Below are 16,502 nucleotides of genomic sequence, written 5' to 3' on the forward strand. Positions count from 1 at the left end.
CGCACACGGGGAGCCCCGTGGGGAGCCCCGTGTCGGCGACCGGTCAAGCTCTGGTCGCGGCGGCCGCGGCGCCGTAGAATGGCGGGCGGATCGGGACGCCCGCCGGCGTCCGGATCCCGTTCCGTCCGCGCCCGACCGACGAGCCGGCGTCGCGGGACCGGACACGTCTCGAATCCGGGTCGACAGGGGTCAGTGCGAAGGTCATGGCGGCGATCTCCTTCTTCGGCGACCTGCTTCAGACCATCAGCGAGCGCGGCCGCGACCTGATCGGGATCGGGCGCGGCGACATCGGGCCCCGGGCGAGCGCCGGCGACCTCGTCAAGCTCTGCGAGGACCTGATCTCTCGGCGCGGCGAGGCCTCCGGGGTGGCGCTGGCCCGCCTGATCCTCGACCGCTACGCGAGCTTCGGCCAGGCGGAGCGCCACGCCTTCCTGCGGGCCATCGCCCTCGACTTCGACGCGGACCACGCCGCCGTCGACGAGGCCATCGCCGCCTACCGCGCCGCCCCGTCCCGCGCCCGCCTCGGCAGCCTGCACGAGGCCGCCGAGCCGCGCAGCCAGGAGCTGATTCGCCGCCTCAACCTCGCCCGCGGCGGCACGCTGAGCCTCGTGCGGATGCGCGAGGACCTGTTCGACCTGCGCCGGGCCCTGCGCGCCGGCGACGAGGCCGACCCCGCCCTGATGGACGCCGTCGACAGCCTCGACTGCGACTTCGAGCACCTGTTCGCGTCGTGGTTCAACCGCGGCTTCCTCGTGCTGCGCCACATCGACTGGACGACGCCGGCGCACATCCTGGAGAAGATCATCCGCTACGAGGCGGTCCACGCCATCTCCGGCTGGGACGACCTGCGCGCCCGCATCGAGCCGCCGGACCGGCGCTGCTTCGCGTTCTTCCACCCGGCGCTCGCCGACGAGCCGCTGATCTTCGTCGAGGTGGCGCTCACCGACCAGATCGCCCCGGCGATCGCCCCGATCCTGTCGCAGGAGCGCAAGCCGCTGCAGCCGCAGGCGGCCACCACGGCGGTGTTCTACTCGATCTCGAACTGCCAGAAGGGCCTCGCCGGCGTGACCTTCGGCAACTTCCTGATCAAGCAGGTGGTCGAGGACCTGACCCGCGAGGTCCCCACGCTCAAGACCTTCGTGACGCTCTCGCCGGTGCCGGGCTTCGCGGCGTGGCTGGCGCGGGAGCGCCGGGCCGACAGCCCGCAGGGCCTGCTGCCCGAGGATGTCGAGACCCTGCGGGCGCTGGACGACCCGGCCTGGCCGGCCGACAAGGCCCGGGCCGAGACGGTGCGCCGGGCGCTGATCCCGGCCGCGGCCGCCTATTTCCTGCGCGCCAAGAACGAGCGCGGGCGCCCCCTCGACCCGGTGGCCCGGTTCCATCTCGGCAACGGCGCGCGCCTCGACCGGATCAACTTCCTGGGCGACACCTCCAAGAAGGGGCTGGCGCAGTCCCACGGGCTGATGGTCAACTACCTCTACGACCTCGCCGCCATCGAGCGGAACCACGAGACCTACGCCAATCTCGGCACCGTGGTGGCGGCTCCGGCGGTGACTCGGGAGCTGCGCGCCAAGCTGCCGCCGCCCCGGGCCGTGGTGCTCGCCGAGGCGTAGGCGTCGCGACTCACCGGGCCGCGCGGACGACGCGCCGCCGGAAAGGGCTCGCCGAGGGGGCCTCCGGGCGGCTATGGGTGCGCGCGACCCATAGCCCGTGATAGCCCAGCCTCACGATGACGAACCACCTCTTCTCCCTGGTGCGGGACGGCGCCGCCGATCCCGCCAAGACCGTGATCGAGACGCCGGACGGGCGCCGCTACGCGTACGCGGACCTGATCGCCCGCTCCGGCGCCTACGCGGCGGCCCTGCGGGCGGCGGGCGTCGCGCCCGGCGACCGGGTGGCCGTGCAGGTCGAGAAGAGCCCCGAGGTGATCTTCCTGTATCTCGGCGCGGTCCGGGCCGGCGCCGTGTTCCTGCCGCTCAACACCGCCTACACCCCGGCGGAGATCGGCTACTTCCTCGGCGACGCCGAGCCGACCGTGTTCGTCTGCGACCCGGGCCGGCGCGACGCGCTCGCCGAGGCCGCCGCCGGCGTCCGGCAGGTCTGGACCCTCGACGCGGCGGGCGGCGGCAGCGCCGCGGAGGCCGCTGACCGGGCCGCCGATGCGGGCGCCGCCTTCGCGGACGTGCCCCGGGGTCCGGAGGATCTCGCGGCGATCCTCTACACCTCGGGCACGACCGGGCGCTCCAAGGGCGCCATGCTGACCCACGACAACCTCGCGTCGAACGCCCGGACGCTGGTCGCGTACTGGCGCTTCACCGCCGACGACGTGCTGATCCACGCCCTGCCGGTGTTCCACACCCACGGCCTGTTCGTGGCGACCAACACGGTGCTGGCGAGCGGCGGCTCCATGCTGTTCCTGCCCCGGCTCGACCCGAAGCTGATCCTGAGCCTGATGCCGCGGGCGACCGCCCTGATGGGCGTCCCGACCTTCTACACCCGGCTCCTCAAGGAGCCGGGCCTGACGCCGGAGGCGGCCCGGGGCATGCGCCTGTTCGTGTCGGGCTCGGCGCCGCTGCTCGCCGAGACGCACCGGGAATGGCAGGCCCGCACCGGCCACGCCATCCTCGAGCGCTACGGCATGACCGAGACCAACATGAGCACCTCGAACCCCTACGCGGGGGACCGGGTCGCCGGCACGGTGGGCTTCCCCCTGCCGGGCGTGTCCCTGCGGGTGGTCGATCCCGAGACCGGCGCAGCCCTCGGGCCCGACGCGGTCGGAATGATCGAGGTGAAGGGCCCGAACGTGTTCCAGGGCTACTGGCGCATGCCCGAGAAGACCGCGGCCGAGTTTCGGGCCGACGGGTTCTTCATCACCGGCGACCTCGGCAAGGTCGACAGCCGGGGCTACGTCCACATCGTCGGGCGCGGCAAGGACCTGATCATCTCGGGGGGCTTCAACGTCTACCCGAAGGAGGTCGAGACCGAGATCGACGCCCTGCCGGGCGTGGTCGAATCCGCCGTGATCGGCCTGGCGCACCCGGATTTCGGCGAGGCCGTCACCGCCGTGGTGGTGGGCGGCGCCGGCTGCCCGGACGAGGCCGGCGTGCAGGCCGCCCTGGAGGGGCGCCTCGCCCGGTTCAAGTGCCCCAAGCGCGTCCTGTTCGTGGACGAGCTGCCGCGCAACACGATGGGCAAGGTCCAGAAGAATCTGCTCCGCGAGGCGCATGCGGGGCTGTATCGGGACTGACGCGCCGTCCCGTCAGAAGGGTCGACGGAGCGAGCATCCGGCCACCGCGTCGCTGCGAGCGGAGCAATCCAGGCGGCGCCGCGCTGCTCGACGTCGCGCAACTCCGGGGCACGTCGCCTCGCCCGGGATGACGGCGCCGAGGGCCCCACGGAGGGGCCCCGGCCACCGAATCAGAGATTGTGCTGCGTGCGCTCGCCAGCGGGCGGCGTGTGACTCTCCGGATCGACCACCTTGCGGGCGGCGGCGTTGAGGTTGTCCGGATCGAGGGCGGTCTGGACGAACTCGCGGCCGATATTGGTCACCTCGCGGGCGTAGCGCAGGCCCTGGTCGCGGACCTCGTCGGCCCAGGGACCGATGCTCCGGTCCTCCTGGCGGGTGCGCGGCAGCAGCGCGCCGAGGAGCAGGCCGGCGGCCACGCCGACGACGCCGACGAGGAGCGGGTTGTCGTCCACGAAGCGCTCGACGGCGGTGCGCCCGCGGTTGATCCCCTCGATCCCCTGGTTGGTCAGGTCGTCCAGCGCCCGCATGTTGCGGCGATGGAGGGCGCCGGCCCGCTCCCGGGCCTCGTCGTAGGCCGCGGTGGCGCGGTCGCGCGCCTGATCGGCCGCCCCGCCGAGACGGTCGTTGATGTCGTCGGCGAGGCCCGAGACGGTGCGGCGCGCCTGCCCGGCGAACTCGGTGGCCCGGTCGCCCGCCGCCCGGATGCCGTCCTTCGCGGCCGAAGCGGCGTCCTGGGCAGCGTCCTGGGCAGCGTCATGGGCGGCGTCGTGCGAGCCCGTCGCCGCGCCGGGCCGGAGCGGGTCGTGCAGGCCGCGCGGATCGGGCCGGAGGGTGAAGTCGCCCGCGGCGGTGCCGGGCGCGCCCGGATCGCCGAGGCCGGCCGGATCCGGCCGCAGGCTCTTGTCGTCGGCGCCGTGCGGCATCCCCGCCGCGGCGGCGAGCTGCTCGGGGGTGCTGGAGGGGATACCCGGCTTGTCGGTCATGGCGCTGTCCTCAGATGTCGGTCTCGCCGGCCCGCCTTCGGCGCCGGTCTGCCCGGTCGTCCGGCCGGTCGGCACGGTGTCTCGTCCCGGACCCGGCCGGATCCGGCCGGACCTGGACGGGTCCGGTCCTCAGATCTCGGTCGTGTCCAGCGGATCGCGGGCCGGGCGGACCGTCGGGCGGTCGGGGTCGTAGCCGCGGGCCGCGCCGGTGTTCAGGGTGGGCACGCGCTCGGCCGAGACCTCGGTGCGGCGGCGCTGGGCGTCGCGGGCCATCCGGTTGAACAGCAGGCCGACGCCCGCCGCGATCAGCAGCACCGGCACGGGATTGCGGCGCACCGCCTCCAAGGCCGAATCGTAGGTCGTGTTCAGCGCCGGCACCCGCCGGGCATTGCCCAGCATCTCGTCCACGAGATTCGGCACCGAGAGCCGGCCCTGGATGCGGTCGATCGTGTCGTCGAGCCGGGCGCGGCTCTCCTCGATCTCCTTCTCGAGGTCGTTCATCGTACTCATCCGGACACGCGCTCCGAGAGGGCCTGGGCATCCTGGCGGACCTGGCGCGTCGTGCGCTTCGGGGCCAGGGTCGAGAGGGAGAGGACACTGCGCGCCCACAGGGCCATCCCGAGGGCGAGGAGCAGCAGAACGCCGCCGACGATCAGGGCCGAGAGCCACTCGGAGCCCACGATGGTGGCGAGCCACTTCACGAAGGCGCCGATCAGGACCAGCAGGGCGACCACGGCGAACACCGCCGAGCCGACCATGCAGGCGAGGCCGACGATGAGCTGGCGGACGTTGCCGGCCATCTCGGCCCGGAACAGCGCGATCTCCTTGCGGGCGAGATCGTTGGTCTCCCGCAGGGCGTCGCCGATCAGGCTCTGGATGCTGGAGGGGCCCGTGGCTGGGCCCGTGGAGGAACCCGTGGAGGGGCCCGCCTGGCGCGGGTCGGAGCCGTAGGTCATGGCGTCAGGCCCGGAAGCTGTCGCGGGCGTCGCCGTCCGGCGCCTCCGGCGGCAGGCTGGACGACTTGATGAAGCGGGCGGCGATCAGGCCGGCCACGAAGGTCCCCACGGCCACCGCCACCGGCGCGCGCCGGGCGAAGGACTCGGCCTCGCTGTAGAACTCGCCGAGGCTGCGGCGCTCGATCGAGGAGCCGAGCTGCTCCAGCCCGTCCGCGGCGCTGTCGAAGAAGGCGCGGACGTTCGGCTTGTCGCCGAGATCGCGGCCGGAATTGCGGATCGTCTGCGCCAGGTCGTGGACCGACTGCGCGGCGTCGCTCTTGCGCTGCTCGACGTAGCTCTGCGCCTGCAGCCGGGCCGCGTCGAGCAGACCGCGCCCGCGCTCGGCCGCCACGTCGGCGAGCCCCTCGACGTCGCCCTGGAGGGCCCGCCACTGCGCGCGCTCCTCCGCGGCGGTGTGGGGCGCGTCGTGCGGCGCGGCGTGCGGCGCGGCGTGCGGCCCCTCGCGGTGCGGATCCGCGATCGGATCCGCGGGGGTGCCTTGCGGTAACTCGTTGCCGGCCATCTCGAAAACACTCCTCGCGGCGCGGGGACGGGGCCGCTCGCGGCGACCGCGGGCCCCGCGATGGCTGAGTAACCGACTCGGCTGTCGCGGGTTCCGGTCCCTGTGCGCCCTTCCGATGCGTGCGCGGGGTCCGGCGCGACGGGCGGCACCGCTCACGCGCCGTTCAGGCAAGATCTGCCAGAACCGCCACGCTTGTACAACGCCCGCACGGGGCGCCCGCACGGGGCGCCCGACCGGGGCGCCCAACCGGGACGGAGCGGCCGCCCTGTCCCGGAACGGCAGGGCCTCGACTTGACCCGCGCCCGGCTTCACGCTTGGGTTGCGGGACGACCGACAAAGGATCGCGCAGGGCCTCCGCGCGTTCTGACATAGTAGTGACGTCCCGATGCAGGCGCGGCGAGATCCTCGACCCGACCCGCGCCCCTGATCCGGAGCCGACCCGCGTGGCACGCCTTGTGATCGTATCGAACCGCGTCGCCGTCCCGGAGGAGGGCGGCAAGGCGGTGGCGGCGGGCGGCCTCGCCGTCGCGGTCAAGGAGGCCTTCACGGCCTACGAAGGTCTGTGGTTCGGCTGGAGCGGCACCATCACGGACGAGCCGTCCGAGGAGCCGACGCTGATCGACCGGGGCCGGGTCCAGTACGCCGTCGTCGACCTCTCGCCGCAGGATCACCTGGAATACTACGCCGGCTTCGCGAATCGCGCCCTGTGGCCGATCATGCATTACCGGCTCGGGCTCGGCGCCTTCTCGCGCTCGGACTATGCCGGCTACAGCCGCGTGAACCGGACCTTCGCGCGGGCGCTGGCCAAGCTGGTCGAGCCCGACGACATCATCTGGGTCCACGATTACCACCTGCTGCCGCTCGCCGCCGAGCTGCGCGGACTCGGGCTCGACAACCCGATCGGCTACTTCCACCACATCCCCTGGCCCGCCGCCGACGTGTTCAACTCGCTGCCAGCGAGCGGCGAGCTCCTGCGCGCCATCGTCGACTACGACCTGATCGGCCTGCAGACCGAGGCGGACGTCCAGAACCTGCAGCGCAACCTCGTCGATACCCAGCGGGCGATCCCGCTCGGCGGCGGCTCGCTGATGGTCGACGGCCGCCGGACCCGGATCCGCGCCTTCCCGATCGGCATCGACGTCGCGGGCTTCAAGGAGGCCGCCGAGAAGGCCAATTCCAACAAGGTCGTGCGCGAGACCATCGCGGGCCTGCGCACCCGCAAGCTGCTGATCGGCGTCGACCGGCTCGACTATTCCAAGGGCGTGCCCGAGCGGATGGAGGCGGTGGAGAGCTTCTTCGCCTCGAATCCCGACCAGCGCGGCAACGTCACCTACATCCAGATCACGCCGAAATCCCGCAGCGAGGTGCCGGAATACGAGCAGCTCGCCCGCGAGGTGAATGAGAAGGTCGGCGAGATCAACGGCTCGCTCGGCGACCCGGCCTGGACGCCGATCCAGTACATCACCAAGGCCTATCCGCGACCGGTGCTGGCCGGCCTCTACCGGGCCGCCCGGGTCGGGCTCGTCACGCCGATGCGCGACGGCATGAACCTCGTCGCCAAGGAGTACGTCGTCGCCCAGAGCGAGGACGATCCGGGGGTGCTGGTCCTGTCGAAATTCGCCGGCGCCGCCCGGCAATTGCCCGAGGCGCTGCTGATCAACCCCTACGACCGGTTCGAGGTCGCCGAGGCGATCCGCGCGGCCCTCTACATGCCGAAGGCCGAGCGGCTGGCGCGCTGGAAGCCGATGGTCGAGCGCATGACCCGCGAGGACGTCGACTGGTGGGCGCGCAACTTCCTGGCGGAGCTCGAGAACTTCCGCACGGTCGAGCGCGAGCCGCCCACCGCCGCCGCGGCCGCCGAATAGCCGGCGCCTCCCGCTGCTCCCGCCCGCCGCCATCCGTGTGACCGGACGCCCCGCATGATCGCCGTCGACGACGGGGTGCCGGCACCGCTCGGCGCCCATTTCGACGGGCGCGGCGTCAACTTCGCCCTGTTCTCCGAACACGCCACCGCGGTCGACATCTGCCTGTTCGAGCCGGGGGAGCGGCACGAGACCCGCACGGTGCGGCTGCCCTGCCGGACCGACGACGTCTGGCACGGCTACCTGCGCGGCGTGCTGCCGGGCCAGCTCTACGGCTACCGAGTGCACGGCCCCTGGGACCCGGCGGCGGGCCACCGGTTCAACGCCTCGAAGCTCGTCCTCGACCCCTACGCGCGGGAGATCCGCGGCCGGATCCGCTGGCACGACGCGCTCTACGGCCACCGCCGGGGCGGCGGGCGCGAGGACCGGATCGACCGGCGCGACAGCGCGGTCTACATGCCGCGCTGCGTGGTCACCGCGCCGGAGGTGCCCGACCTCGCCCTCAACCCGGTCCGCCGGCCGCTCGCCGAGACGGTGGTGTACGAGGCGCACGTCAAGGCGCTGACCCGCACCCATCCCGACATCCCCGAGGCGGAGCGCGGCACCTACGGGGCGCTCGCCCACCCGGCGATCATCGAGCATCTCGTCAAGCTCGGCGTCACCGCCCTGGAGCTGCTGCCGATCCAGGCCTTCGCGGACGACCGCTTCCTGGTGGAGAAGGGGCTCGTCAATTTCTGGGGCTATCAGCCCCTGGGCTACTTCGCCCCGGAGCCGCGCTACCTGGGGGAGGGCGGCCTCGGCGGCCTGAAGGCGGCGATCCGGGAGCTGAACGCCGCCGGGATCGAGACCTGGCTCGATGTGGTCTACAACCACACCGCCGAGGGCGACCATACCGGCCCGACCCTGTCGTTCCGCGGCATCGACAACGCCAGCTACTACAAGCTCGATCCCGCCGACCCGCGCCGCAACCGCGACTGCACCGGCTGCGGCAACACCTTCGACGCGAGCCACCCGCGGGTGATGCAGCTCGTGCTCGATTCCCTGCGCCACTGGGTCACCGCCTACGGCATCGCGGGCTTCCGCTTCGACCTCGCCTCGAGCCTCGGGCGCGCGCCCTTCGCCTTCACCCCGCAGGCGGCGTTCTTCCAGGCCGTGGCGCAGGACCCGGTGCTGGCGCGGGTCAAGATGGTGGCCGAGCCGTGGGATGTCGGGGAGGGCGGCTACCAGCTCGGCGGCTACCCGCGCGGCTGGAGCGAGTGGAACGACAAGTTCCGCGACGCCGCCCGGGGCTTCTGGAAGGGCGATTCCGCCACGCTCGCCAAGGTCACGCAGGGGCTGACCGGCTCGCGCGAGGTGTTCGCCCCGTCCGGGCGCTCGCCGCTGGCCAGCGTCAACTTCATCGCCAGCCACGACGGCTACACGCTCGCCGACACGGTGTCGTACGAGGAGAAGCACAACGAGGCCAACGGCGAGGACAACCGCGACGGCCATAACCACAACGTCAGCCGCAACTACGGCGTCGAGGGCGACACCGACGACGCGGCGATCCTGGCGCTCCGCGCCCGCCAGAAGCGCAACATGCTGGCGACGGTGATGCTGGCCCAGGGCGTCCCGATGCTGCTCATGGGCGACGAGCGCTCCCGCAGCCAGGGCGGCAACAACAACGCCTACGCCCAGGACAACCCGACGAGCTGGATGGACTGGAGCGTCGATCCGGATCCGGCCCTCACGGACTTCGTGGCCAACCTGCTGGCCCTGCGCCGGGCCCAACCGGCCCTGCGGCGGCGGCGCTTCTTCACGGGCGCGCTGATCGACCCCGACGAGCCCCTGCGCGACGTGCACTGGCTCTCCCCCGAGGGCATCGAGATGGAGGTCCGGCACTGGTCCGACGACGGGCTCCAGGTGTTCGGCATGCAGATCGGCAACGACGGCGACCCGGGCGAGCGCCTGCTGATGCTGTTCAATGCCGGGGCGGAGGCCGTCAGCTTCCGCCTCGCCCCGGTGATCGGCGGCCCGTGGACGCCGGCCTTCGACACGGGCGAGCCCGCGGGCGCCCGCACCCCCGGCGCGCCGGCGATCGCGGCCGGGACCGCCGTGCCGCTGCCGGGCCGCACGGTCCTGGTGCTCACCGCGCCGGGCACCGAGACCGGCAACCGGGGCGGCTGGGTGCCGGGCCGGTAGGGGCGGGGCGCCTCAGGGCCGGCCGGAATCGGCCGGACGGCGCCGTCAGTCGAACAGGCTGGAGACGCTGGATTCGGTCGCGGTCCGGCCGATCGCCTCGCCGAGCAGCGGCGCGATCGTCGCCACCCGGATGTTGCGGGCGAGCTTGACGGCCTGCGTCGGCTGGATCGAGTCGGTGATCACCAGCTCCTTCATCCGCGAGGCGGCGATGCGCGAGACCGCGCCGCCCGACAGCACGCCATGCGTGATGTAGGCCGAGACGTCCTTGGCGCCGGCGTTGAGCAGGGCCTCGGCGGCGTTGACCAGGGTGCCGCCCGAATCGACGATGTCGTCCACGAGAATGCAGGAGCGGCCCTCGACCTCGCCGATGATGTTCATCACCTCGGACTCGCCGGGGCGCTCGCGGCGCTTGTCGACGATGGCGAGCGGGCAGTCGATCCGCTTGGCGATGGCGCGCGCCCGGACCACGCCGCCGACGTCCGGCGAGACCACCATCCGGTCGGCGCTCGGCAGCCGCTCCTTGATGTCGCGCACCATCACGGGGGCGGCGAACAGGTTGTCGGTGGGGATGTCGAAGAAGCCCTGGATCTGGCCGGCGTGGAGGTCGAGGGTCAGGACGCGGTCGGCGCCGGCCTCCGTGATCAGGTTCGCCACCAGCTTGGCCGAGATCGGGGTGCGGCCGGAGGTGCGCCGGTCCTGCCGCGCGTAGCCGAAATACGGGATCACCGCCGTGATGCGCCGGGCCGAAGACCGGCGCGCGGCGTCGATCATGATCAGCAGCTCCATCAGGTGGTCGTTCGCCGGGAACGAGGTCGACTGGACGATGAACACGTCCTCGCCGCGCACGTTCTCCTGGAGCTCGACGAAGATCTCCATGTCGGCGAAGCGCCGGACCATGCACTTGGCGAGCGGCAATTCGAGATAGGCCGCGATCGCCTCGGCCAGGGGCCGGCTGGCATTCCCGGCGATGATCTTGATCGAGGATTTCATGGGCGGCCGCTCGCTCGCGGCCGGACCTCCCGCCGCTCTTGTTCAGACCGGTCTCCCGAGGAGCCGGAACGATCCGATGACGGGCGAGGCTCTTAGCAGCGGGCCGGAAGTGTCACAATGCCTTCACGGCCGCGCCCTCACCGCGCTCTTACCCCGCTCTCACCGCGGACGCGCGCGGCGGACCCGGACCCGGACCCGGGTTCGGATCCCCGCGCGCCCGGTCCCCTCAGGGGGCCGGCGGCTCCAGCAGCCGGTGCAGGTGCACCACGAAGTAGCGCGTCTGCGCGCTGTCGACGGTGGCCTGAGCCTTGGCCCGCCACGCGGCCTGGGCGGTGGCGTAGTCCGGGAAGATGCCGACGATGTCGAGGTTCTTGATGTCCCGGAACCGGACCCCGTCGAGATCCTGCAATTCACCGCCGAAGACCAAGTGCAGTCTCTGGTCGCTGTCGATTTCCGTCGTCATGGCCCGTCCTCCGTTCCTGCGCGGCGCTCGCAAATGGCGGGCTCGCGGTCAAGCCTGAACATCCGCAGGCGAGCCCCGAATCCGCCGCAGGTCTGCGGCGGCCGGGCGAAGGGCGGGGCGCGGGGGCCGGGCGAGGGGGCCGGCCGGGGGGCTGAGCGTAGCGGCGCGGTGGATGCGCAACACCGGACGCGCCGTGCTACGAGCGGCCCATGACACGCCGCCTCCTCCCCGACGCCGTCCTCGTCGCGCTGGCCCTCGGCCTCGGCGCGGCGCAGGTCCAGGCCCAGCAGGCGCCCCGCGCGCCCCGCCCCGACAGGAGCGTCCCGGACCGGCGGGCCGGGCCGCCGGTGATCGGCTGCCCGTCGCTGGCCAATTACCGCATGCTGATGCGCGACGGTGCGGCGGCGGCCGCGGCGCACTTGGCCGACCCCAAGGCGGACCATCTCGGCTGCGCGGCGCTGGCGCGCACGGACCTCGCCGGCATCGTCGACAAGGTGACGCTGGGCGGCGCGAGCTACGACTGCGCCGCCGTGCGCGGCACCACGGCCTGCCACTGGATCGCGCCCGGGACGATTCCCGAAGGCCCCGCACCGGCCAAGCGCTGACGGTCGGCCGCGCGGCCCGCGCTCAGCGCAGGTGGCCGCTGGCGCGCAGGTCCCGCTCGACGGCGTCGTGGAGGGCCTGGAGGGGATTGTCGTTGATGGCGGCGGGCGGGTGCAGCGGCGCCATCGGGGCGGGCCGCGTGTCGAGCCCCGGCAGGATCGTGGCCTCGGCGCCCGGCCGACGCGGGGGAAGTCCCACGGGAAGTCGCACGGGCCGGCGCGCCGCGAGGGTTCGCAGCGCCTCGCGGGCGCCGGGCGGGAGGAGCGTGACGAGTCTGTCCAGCATGGCCGGCCTCAGCGCGCGCGGCCGGCCGCGGCCGGCGGGAACGGGACGGTGGCGGCGGATCGGTTCTTCACGCGGGCACCCGTGCGGGATCGATCGCGGGAAACGAGCCGGCACCCCCACAGTTCCGATGAAGCAGTATCGCGAATTTAATCGCACGTGTCGCCTGAATATCGGCGAACACTGGTTCATCGGTTTCGATTGTCTGAAGCGTGGCGGAAGCGGATGGGAATCGAACCCACCGTACGCTGTTGGCGTACCGCTGGTTTTGAAGACCAGGAGGGCCACCAGACCCCGTTCGCCTCCGCGACCGGGGGTACGGGCGGGGCGGGGCGGGGTCAAGGCCGCCCGCGTGCGGCGGATCGCGCCGCCGATCCGCCGCCCGGACGCCTGGATTCGTATTAATTCCGCCACACTGTTGTGGCCCTGCACCAGTCATGCCGTTCCTGAGACGCTCACGGACAGAGGAAGGCCCCGCGTCGGTCCCCGAGAGGGGTGCCGACGGGGCGGGCCAGGACGCGGTCCAGCAGGACGCGGTCCAGCAGGACGCTGTCCAGCCGGACGCTGTCCAGCCGGCCGCGGATCAGCGGGACGCGGGCACGCCCGCGGGCCCCGAGGCGTCCCAGCCGTCCGGCACGCCCCTGGCGGAATCGCTGCGGCCGGGCCCGCGCGGTCCCGGCTGGATCGGCGCCGCCATGGTGATCACCGCCCTGGTCTCGGCGCTCGCGACCTTCCTGATCCTGGCCGGGGTGATCCGGGTGACGCCGACGCCGGCCTACGGCGTGACGCTGCTGGCCATCAACGCCGCCCTGGTGCTCGGCCTCGCGGTCATCATCGCCTGGGAGGCGCGGGTCTTCCTGCACGCCCGCAAGGCCAACGCCGCGGTGGCGCGCCTGCACACCCGCATCGTCGGCCTGTTCTCGCTGATCGCGATCCTGCCGACGATCCTGCTCGCCGTGGTCGCCTCGGTGACGATCGACCGGGGCCTGTCGCTCGGCTTCACCGACCGGGTCCGGGACGTGGTGCTGAAATCCGTGGAGGTGGCCGACGCCTACCAGGAGAACCAGTGCCAGAGCCTCGCCCGCGAGATCCGCATCCTCGCCGACGACCTCACCCGGGCCCGGCCGAACTTCGACGTGAACCGGGACTGGTTCCAGACCTTCCTGACCACCCGGGCGACCAATCTCGGCCTGCCGGTGGCGCAGATCATGCGCGGCCCCACCGAGGTGGTGGCCCGGGCCAAGATCGACGTCCTGAAGACGAACCGCCTGCCCTCGGCGGCGGCCTTCGAGGACGCGGCGAACTCCGCCGACCCGATCTGCCTCCTGCCCACCGAGGGCCGGGTCTTCGCCGCGCTGCTGCGCATGCCGGCCTACGACGACGCCGTGCTGATGGTGCAGCGGGAGGTGAGCCAGCTCGCCATCGAGTTCCCGGGCGTGTCCCGGGCGGCGGCGGCCGAGTACCTCACCTACGATTCGCTGCGCCGCTCGATCCAGATCACCTTCGCGTCGGTGTTCCTGCTGATCGCGCTGATCGCGCTGCTCTCGGCCGTCTGGTTCGGCATGAACTTCGCCAACCGGTTCGTGGCGCCGATCCGGCGGCTGATCAACGCCGCCGACCAGGTGGCGTCGGGCAATTTCTACGCCCAGGTGCCGACCAAGAAGACCAGCGGCGACCTCGCCCACCTGGGCGAGAGCTTCAACAAGATGACCCAGGAGCTGCGCCGCCAGCACGCCGGCCTGATCGCCGCGAGCGACCTGATCGACACCCGCCGCCGCTTCACCGAGGCCGTGCTGTCGGGGGTCTCGCCCGGGGTGATCGGCCTCGACGCGGCGGGCTTCGTCACCATCGCCAACCCCGCCGCCGAGCGGATGCTCGACCTCGCGAGCGACGCCCTGGTCGGCGAGCCGCTGGCCCGCGCGGTGCCGGAGCTCGCGCCGGTGCTGGCCGAGAGCGAGGCGCGCCCGCGCAGCCTGCAGCAGCAGCAGGTCCAGCTCACCCGGTCCCGGGGCGAGCGCACCATCACGGTGCGGGTCACGAGCGAGCAGGCGCAGGGGGCGTCCCGCGGCTCGGTGGTGACGCTCGACGACATCACCGACCTCGTCCAGGCGCAGCGCAGCTCCGCCTGGGGCGACGTGGCGCGCCGCATCGCCCACGAGATCAAGAACCCGCTGACCCCGATCCAGCTCTCCGCCGAGCGGATCCGCCGCAAGTACGGGAAGGTCATCACCGCCGACAAGGAGGTGTTCGACCAGTGCACCGCCACGATCGTCCGGCAGGTGGACGAGATCAAGCGCATGGTCGACGAGTTCTCGGCCTTCGCGCGGATGCCGAAGCCCGCCATCGCGCCGAACGACCTCACCGAGATCGCCAAGCAGAACCTGTTCATGATGCGGGTCGCGCACCCGGACATCGACTTCGCGTTCTCGGCCCAGGGCGGCGCGGGCAGTGCGGAGAAGATCGTGGCGGCCTTCGACATCAGGCTGCTCAGCCAGGTGATCACCAACATCCTCAAGAACGCCGTCGAGGCGGTGGCCGAGGTGCCGGAGGCCGAGCTCGGCAAGGGCAAGATCAGCCTGAACCTCGCCGTCGAGGACGGGTTCGCGGTGATCGCCGTCACCGACAACGGCAAGGGATTCCCGGCCGAGGGGCGCCAGCGCCTGCTCGAGCCCTACATGACCACCCGCGAGGGTGGAACCGGGCTGGGGCTTGCTATCGTCAGCAAGGTGCTCGAGGAGCACGGCGGCGGGATCGAGCTGAACGACAATCCCGCCGGCCGCGGCGGCCAGGTCCGGATGCGGGTCCCGCGCGAGCACGGGCCCGAGCCGGCGGCGGCGGCCCCTGAGACCAGTCCCGTCACGACAGAGGAGAAGGGCGCCGCGCCGACGGCCCCCCGGATCGCGGAGATGCACGCATGAGCGCCGATATCCTGATCGTCGACGACGAGGCCGACATCCGCGACCTCGTCGCCGGGATCCTGGACGACGAGGGCCACCGCTGCCGCACGGCCGGCGGCTCGGACGAGGCGCTCGCCGCCATCGAGGCGCGCCGGCCGCACCTCGTCTTCCTCGACATCTGGCTGCAGGGCTCCCGGCTCGACGGCCTGCAGGTGCTCGACCTGATCAAGGCGGCCAATCCCGACCTGCCGGTGGTGATGATCTCGGGCCACGGCAACATCGAGACCGCGGTCTCGGCCATCAAGGCGGGCGCCTACGACTTCATCGAGAAGCCGTTCAAGGCCGACCGGCTGATCCTGGTGGCCGAGCGGGCGCTGGAGGCCTCCCGGCTCCGGCGCGAGGTCCGCGACCTGACGGCGCGCTCCGGCGCCACCAACCGCATCGTCGGCACGTCGCTCGCCATCAACCAGCTGCGCCAGACCCTCGACCGGGTGGCGCCGACGAATGCCCGGGTGATGATCACCGGGGCGCTGGGCGCCGGCAAGGAGCTCGCGGCGCGCAGCCTGCACAAGGCCTCGGCCCGCTCGAACGGCCCGTTCGTGCTCCTCAACGCGGCGGCGATCCTGCCCGAGACCATGGAGGCCGAGCTGTTCGGGGTCGAGGGTGAGAGCGGCCGGCGGGTCGGCGCCCTGGAGGAGGCCCACGGCGGCACCCTCTACCTCGACGAGGTCGCCGACATGCCGCGGGAGACCCAGAACCGGATCCTGCGCGTCCTCGTCGACCAGAACTTCCAGCGGGTCGGCGGCACGACGCGGGTCCACGTCGATGTCCGCATCATCTCCTCGTCCTCCCGGGACCTTCAGGAGGAGATCGCCGCCGGCCGCTTCCGCGAGGACCTGTTCCACCGCCTGTCGGTGGTGCCGATCCGGGTCCCGGCCCTGTCGGAGCGCCGGGAGGACGTGCCCGAGCTGATCCAGTTCTTCATGGACAACATCTCGTCCCAGACCGGCCTGCCCAAGCGCCGGATCGCCGAGGACGCCATGGCGGTGCTGCAGTCGCACAACTGGCCGGGGAACGTGCGCCAGCTCAAGAACAACGTCGAGCGGCTGATGATCCTGACCCAGGCCGACCCGGAGCAGGAGGTCACCTCGGAGATGCTGCCCTCCGAGATCGGCGCCCTGGTGCCGACGACGCCGGGCGGCGCGGGCGGCGAGAAGCTGATGAGCCTCGCGCTTCGGGAGGCCCGCGAGATCTTCGAGCGCGAGTACCTCGTGGCGCAGATCGCGCGGTTCTCGGGCAACATCTCGCGCACCGCCGAGTTCATCGGCATGGAGCGCTCGGCTCTGCACCGCAAGTTGAAGTCCCTCGGCATCGGCCCGTGAGGCCGCGGCGCCGGCGCGCGCGTTGAGGGCGGGGCCGATCCGTCACGGATCGGCTGGAACGGGGGTTGCTTGCACCCACGCTTTCACGTCGTCA

The 16,502-nt window shown here is 72.5% G+C and carries 14 protein-coding genes and 1 tRNA gene; 7 read left to right on the plus strand and 8 right to left on the minus strand.

The window, feature by feature from the left end; all coding sequences use genetic code 11:
• Nucleotides 1-203 precede the first annotated feature (203 nt).
• Both ACQKQD_RS12020 and ACQKQD_RS12025 read left to right on the plus strand, forming a co-directional pair.
• On the plus strand, nucleotides 204-1,613 hold the full coding sequence (locus ACQKQD_RS12020; protein WP_056524651.1) for a malonyl-CoA decarboxylase: 1,410 nt from the start codon (nucleotides 204-206) through the stop codon (nucleotides 1,611-1,613).
• Between the two features lie 116 nt (nucleotides 1,614-1,729).
• Nucleotides 1,730-3,247, plus strand: a complete 1,518-nt coding sequence (locus ACQKQD_RS12025) for a malonate--CoA ligase (protein WP_427508455.1) — start codon at nucleotides 1,730-1,732, stop codon at nucleotides 3,245-3,247.
• Nucleotides 3,248-3,417: 170 nt separating this feature from the next.
• Here the strand turns inward: ACQKQD_RS12025 and ACQKQD_RS12030 are convergent, their stop codons facing one another.
• From ACQKQD_RS12030 to ACQKQD_RS12045, 4 genes are all read right to left on the minus strand, one after another.
• Nucleotides 3,418-4,230, minus strand: coding sequence for a hypothetical protein (locus ACQKQD_RS12030; RefSeq protein ID WP_427508456.1), 813 nt, complete (start codon nucleotides 4,228-4,230; stop codon nucleotides 3,418-3,420).
• Between the two features lie 129 nt (nucleotides 4,231-4,359).
• Nucleotides 4,360-4,731, minus strand: a complete 372-nt coding sequence (locus ACQKQD_RS12035) for a DUF3618 domain-containing protein (protein WP_020095580.1) — start codon at nucleotides 4,729-4,731, stop codon at nucleotides 4,360-4,362.
• Nucleotides 4,732-4,736: 5 nt separating this feature from the next.
• Complete coding sequence (locus ACQKQD_RS12040; protein ID WP_427508457.1) at nucleotides 4,737-5,186, minus strand: phage holin family protein; 450 nt, start codon at nucleotides 5,184-5,186, stop codon at nucleotides 4,737-4,739.
• A gap of 4 nt (nucleotides 5,187-5,190) precedes the next feature.
• Nucleotides 5,191-5,748, minus strand: coding sequence for a hypothetical protein (locus ACQKQD_RS12045; RefSeq protein ID WP_427508458.1), 558 nt, complete (start codon nucleotides 5,746-5,748; stop codon nucleotides 5,191-5,193).
• 443 nt (nucleotides 5,749-6,191) lie between these two features.
• Between ACQKQD_RS12045 and ACQKQD_RS12050 the strand changes: the two genes are divergently transcribed.
• Both ACQKQD_RS12050 and glgX read left to right on the plus strand, forming a co-directional pair.
• Nucleotides 6,192-7,613, plus strand: coding sequence for an alpha,alpha-trehalose-phosphate synthase (UDP-forming) (locus ACQKQD_RS12050; protein ID WP_042672419.1), 1,422 nt, complete (start codon nucleotides 6,192-6,194; stop codon nucleotides 7,611-7,613).
• 54 nt (nucleotides 7,614-7,667) lie between these two features.
• A complete protein-coding gene (gene glgX / locus ACQKQD_RS12055) occupies nucleotides 7,668-9,791 on the plus strand; it encodes a glycogen debranching protein GlgX (RefSeq protein ID WP_020095576.1) in 2,124 nt (707 codons plus the stop codon).
• A gap of 45 nt (nucleotides 9,792-9,836) precedes the next feature.
• Here glgX and ACQKQD_RS12060 read toward each other — a convergent pair whose 3' ends face one another.
• Together ACQKQD_RS12060 and ACQKQD_RS12065 are read right to left on the minus strand one after the other, a co-directional pair.
• Nucleotides 9,837-10,781: a ribose-phosphate pyrophosphokinase gene (locus tag ACQKQD_RS12060; protein WP_012318471.1), complete on the minus strand. Its 945-nt coding sequence runs from the start codon at nucleotides 10,779-10,781 to the stop codon at nucleotides 9,837-9,839.
• Nucleotides 10,782-11,007: 226 nt separating this feature from the next.
• Entirely contained in the window at nucleotides 11,008-11,244 is a 237-nt protein-coding gene (locus tag ACQKQD_RS12065; RefSeq protein WP_020095575.1) for a DUF4170 domain-containing protein, read from the minus strand.
• Between the two features lie 209 nt (nucleotides 11,245-11,453).
• On the opposite strand from ACQKQD_RS12065, the gene ACQKQD_RS12070 reads away from it, so the two are divergent.
• The gene (locus ACQKQD_RS12070; RefSeq protein WP_020095574.1) at nucleotides 11,454-11,849 is read left to right on the plus strand and encodes a hypothetical protein; all 396 of its coding nucleotides are present in this window, start codon (nucleotides 11,454-11,456) and stop codon (nucleotides 11,847-11,849) included.
• Nucleotides 11,850-11,871: 22 nt separating this feature from the next.
• On the opposite strand, the gene ACQKQD_RS12075 is transcribed toward ACQKQD_RS12070, so the two are convergent.
• On the minus strand, nucleotides 11,872-12,132 hold the full coding sequence (locus tag ACQKQD_RS12075; protein ID WP_427508459.1) for a hypothetical protein: 261 nt from the start codon (nucleotides 12,130-12,132) through the stop codon (nucleotides 11,872-11,874).
• A gap of 210 nt (nucleotides 12,133-12,342) precedes the next feature.
• A tRNA-Sec gene (locus ACQKQD_RS12080) sits at nucleotides 12,343-12,435 on the minus strand.
• Nucleotides 12,436-12,566: 131 nt separating this feature from the next.
• Here ACQKQD_RS12080 and ACQKQD_RS12085 point away from each other — a divergent pair.
• Nucleotides 12,567-15,047 (plus strand): ATP-binding protein, encoded by a 2,481-nt coding sequence (locus ACQKQD_RS12085; RefSeq protein ID WP_427508460.1) that lies wholly within the window; start codon nucleotides 12,567-12,569, stop codon nucleotides 15,045-15,047.
• Complete coding sequence (locus ACQKQD_RS12090; protein WP_020095571.1) at nucleotides 15,044-16,408, plus strand: sigma-54-dependent transcriptional regulator; 1,365 nt, start codon at nucleotides 15,044-15,046, stop codon at nucleotides 16,406-16,408. The genes ACQKQD_RS12085 and ACQKQD_RS12090 overlap by 4 nt, the downstream gene beginning before the upstream one ends.
• Nucleotides 16,409-16,502: the final 94 nt, after the last annotated feature.

The sequence above is a fragment of the Methylobacterium sp. NPDC080182 genome (assembly GCF_050281105.1).
Lineage (GTDB): Bacteria > Pseudomonadota > Alphaproteobacteria > Rhizobiales > Beijerinckiaceae > Methylobacterium.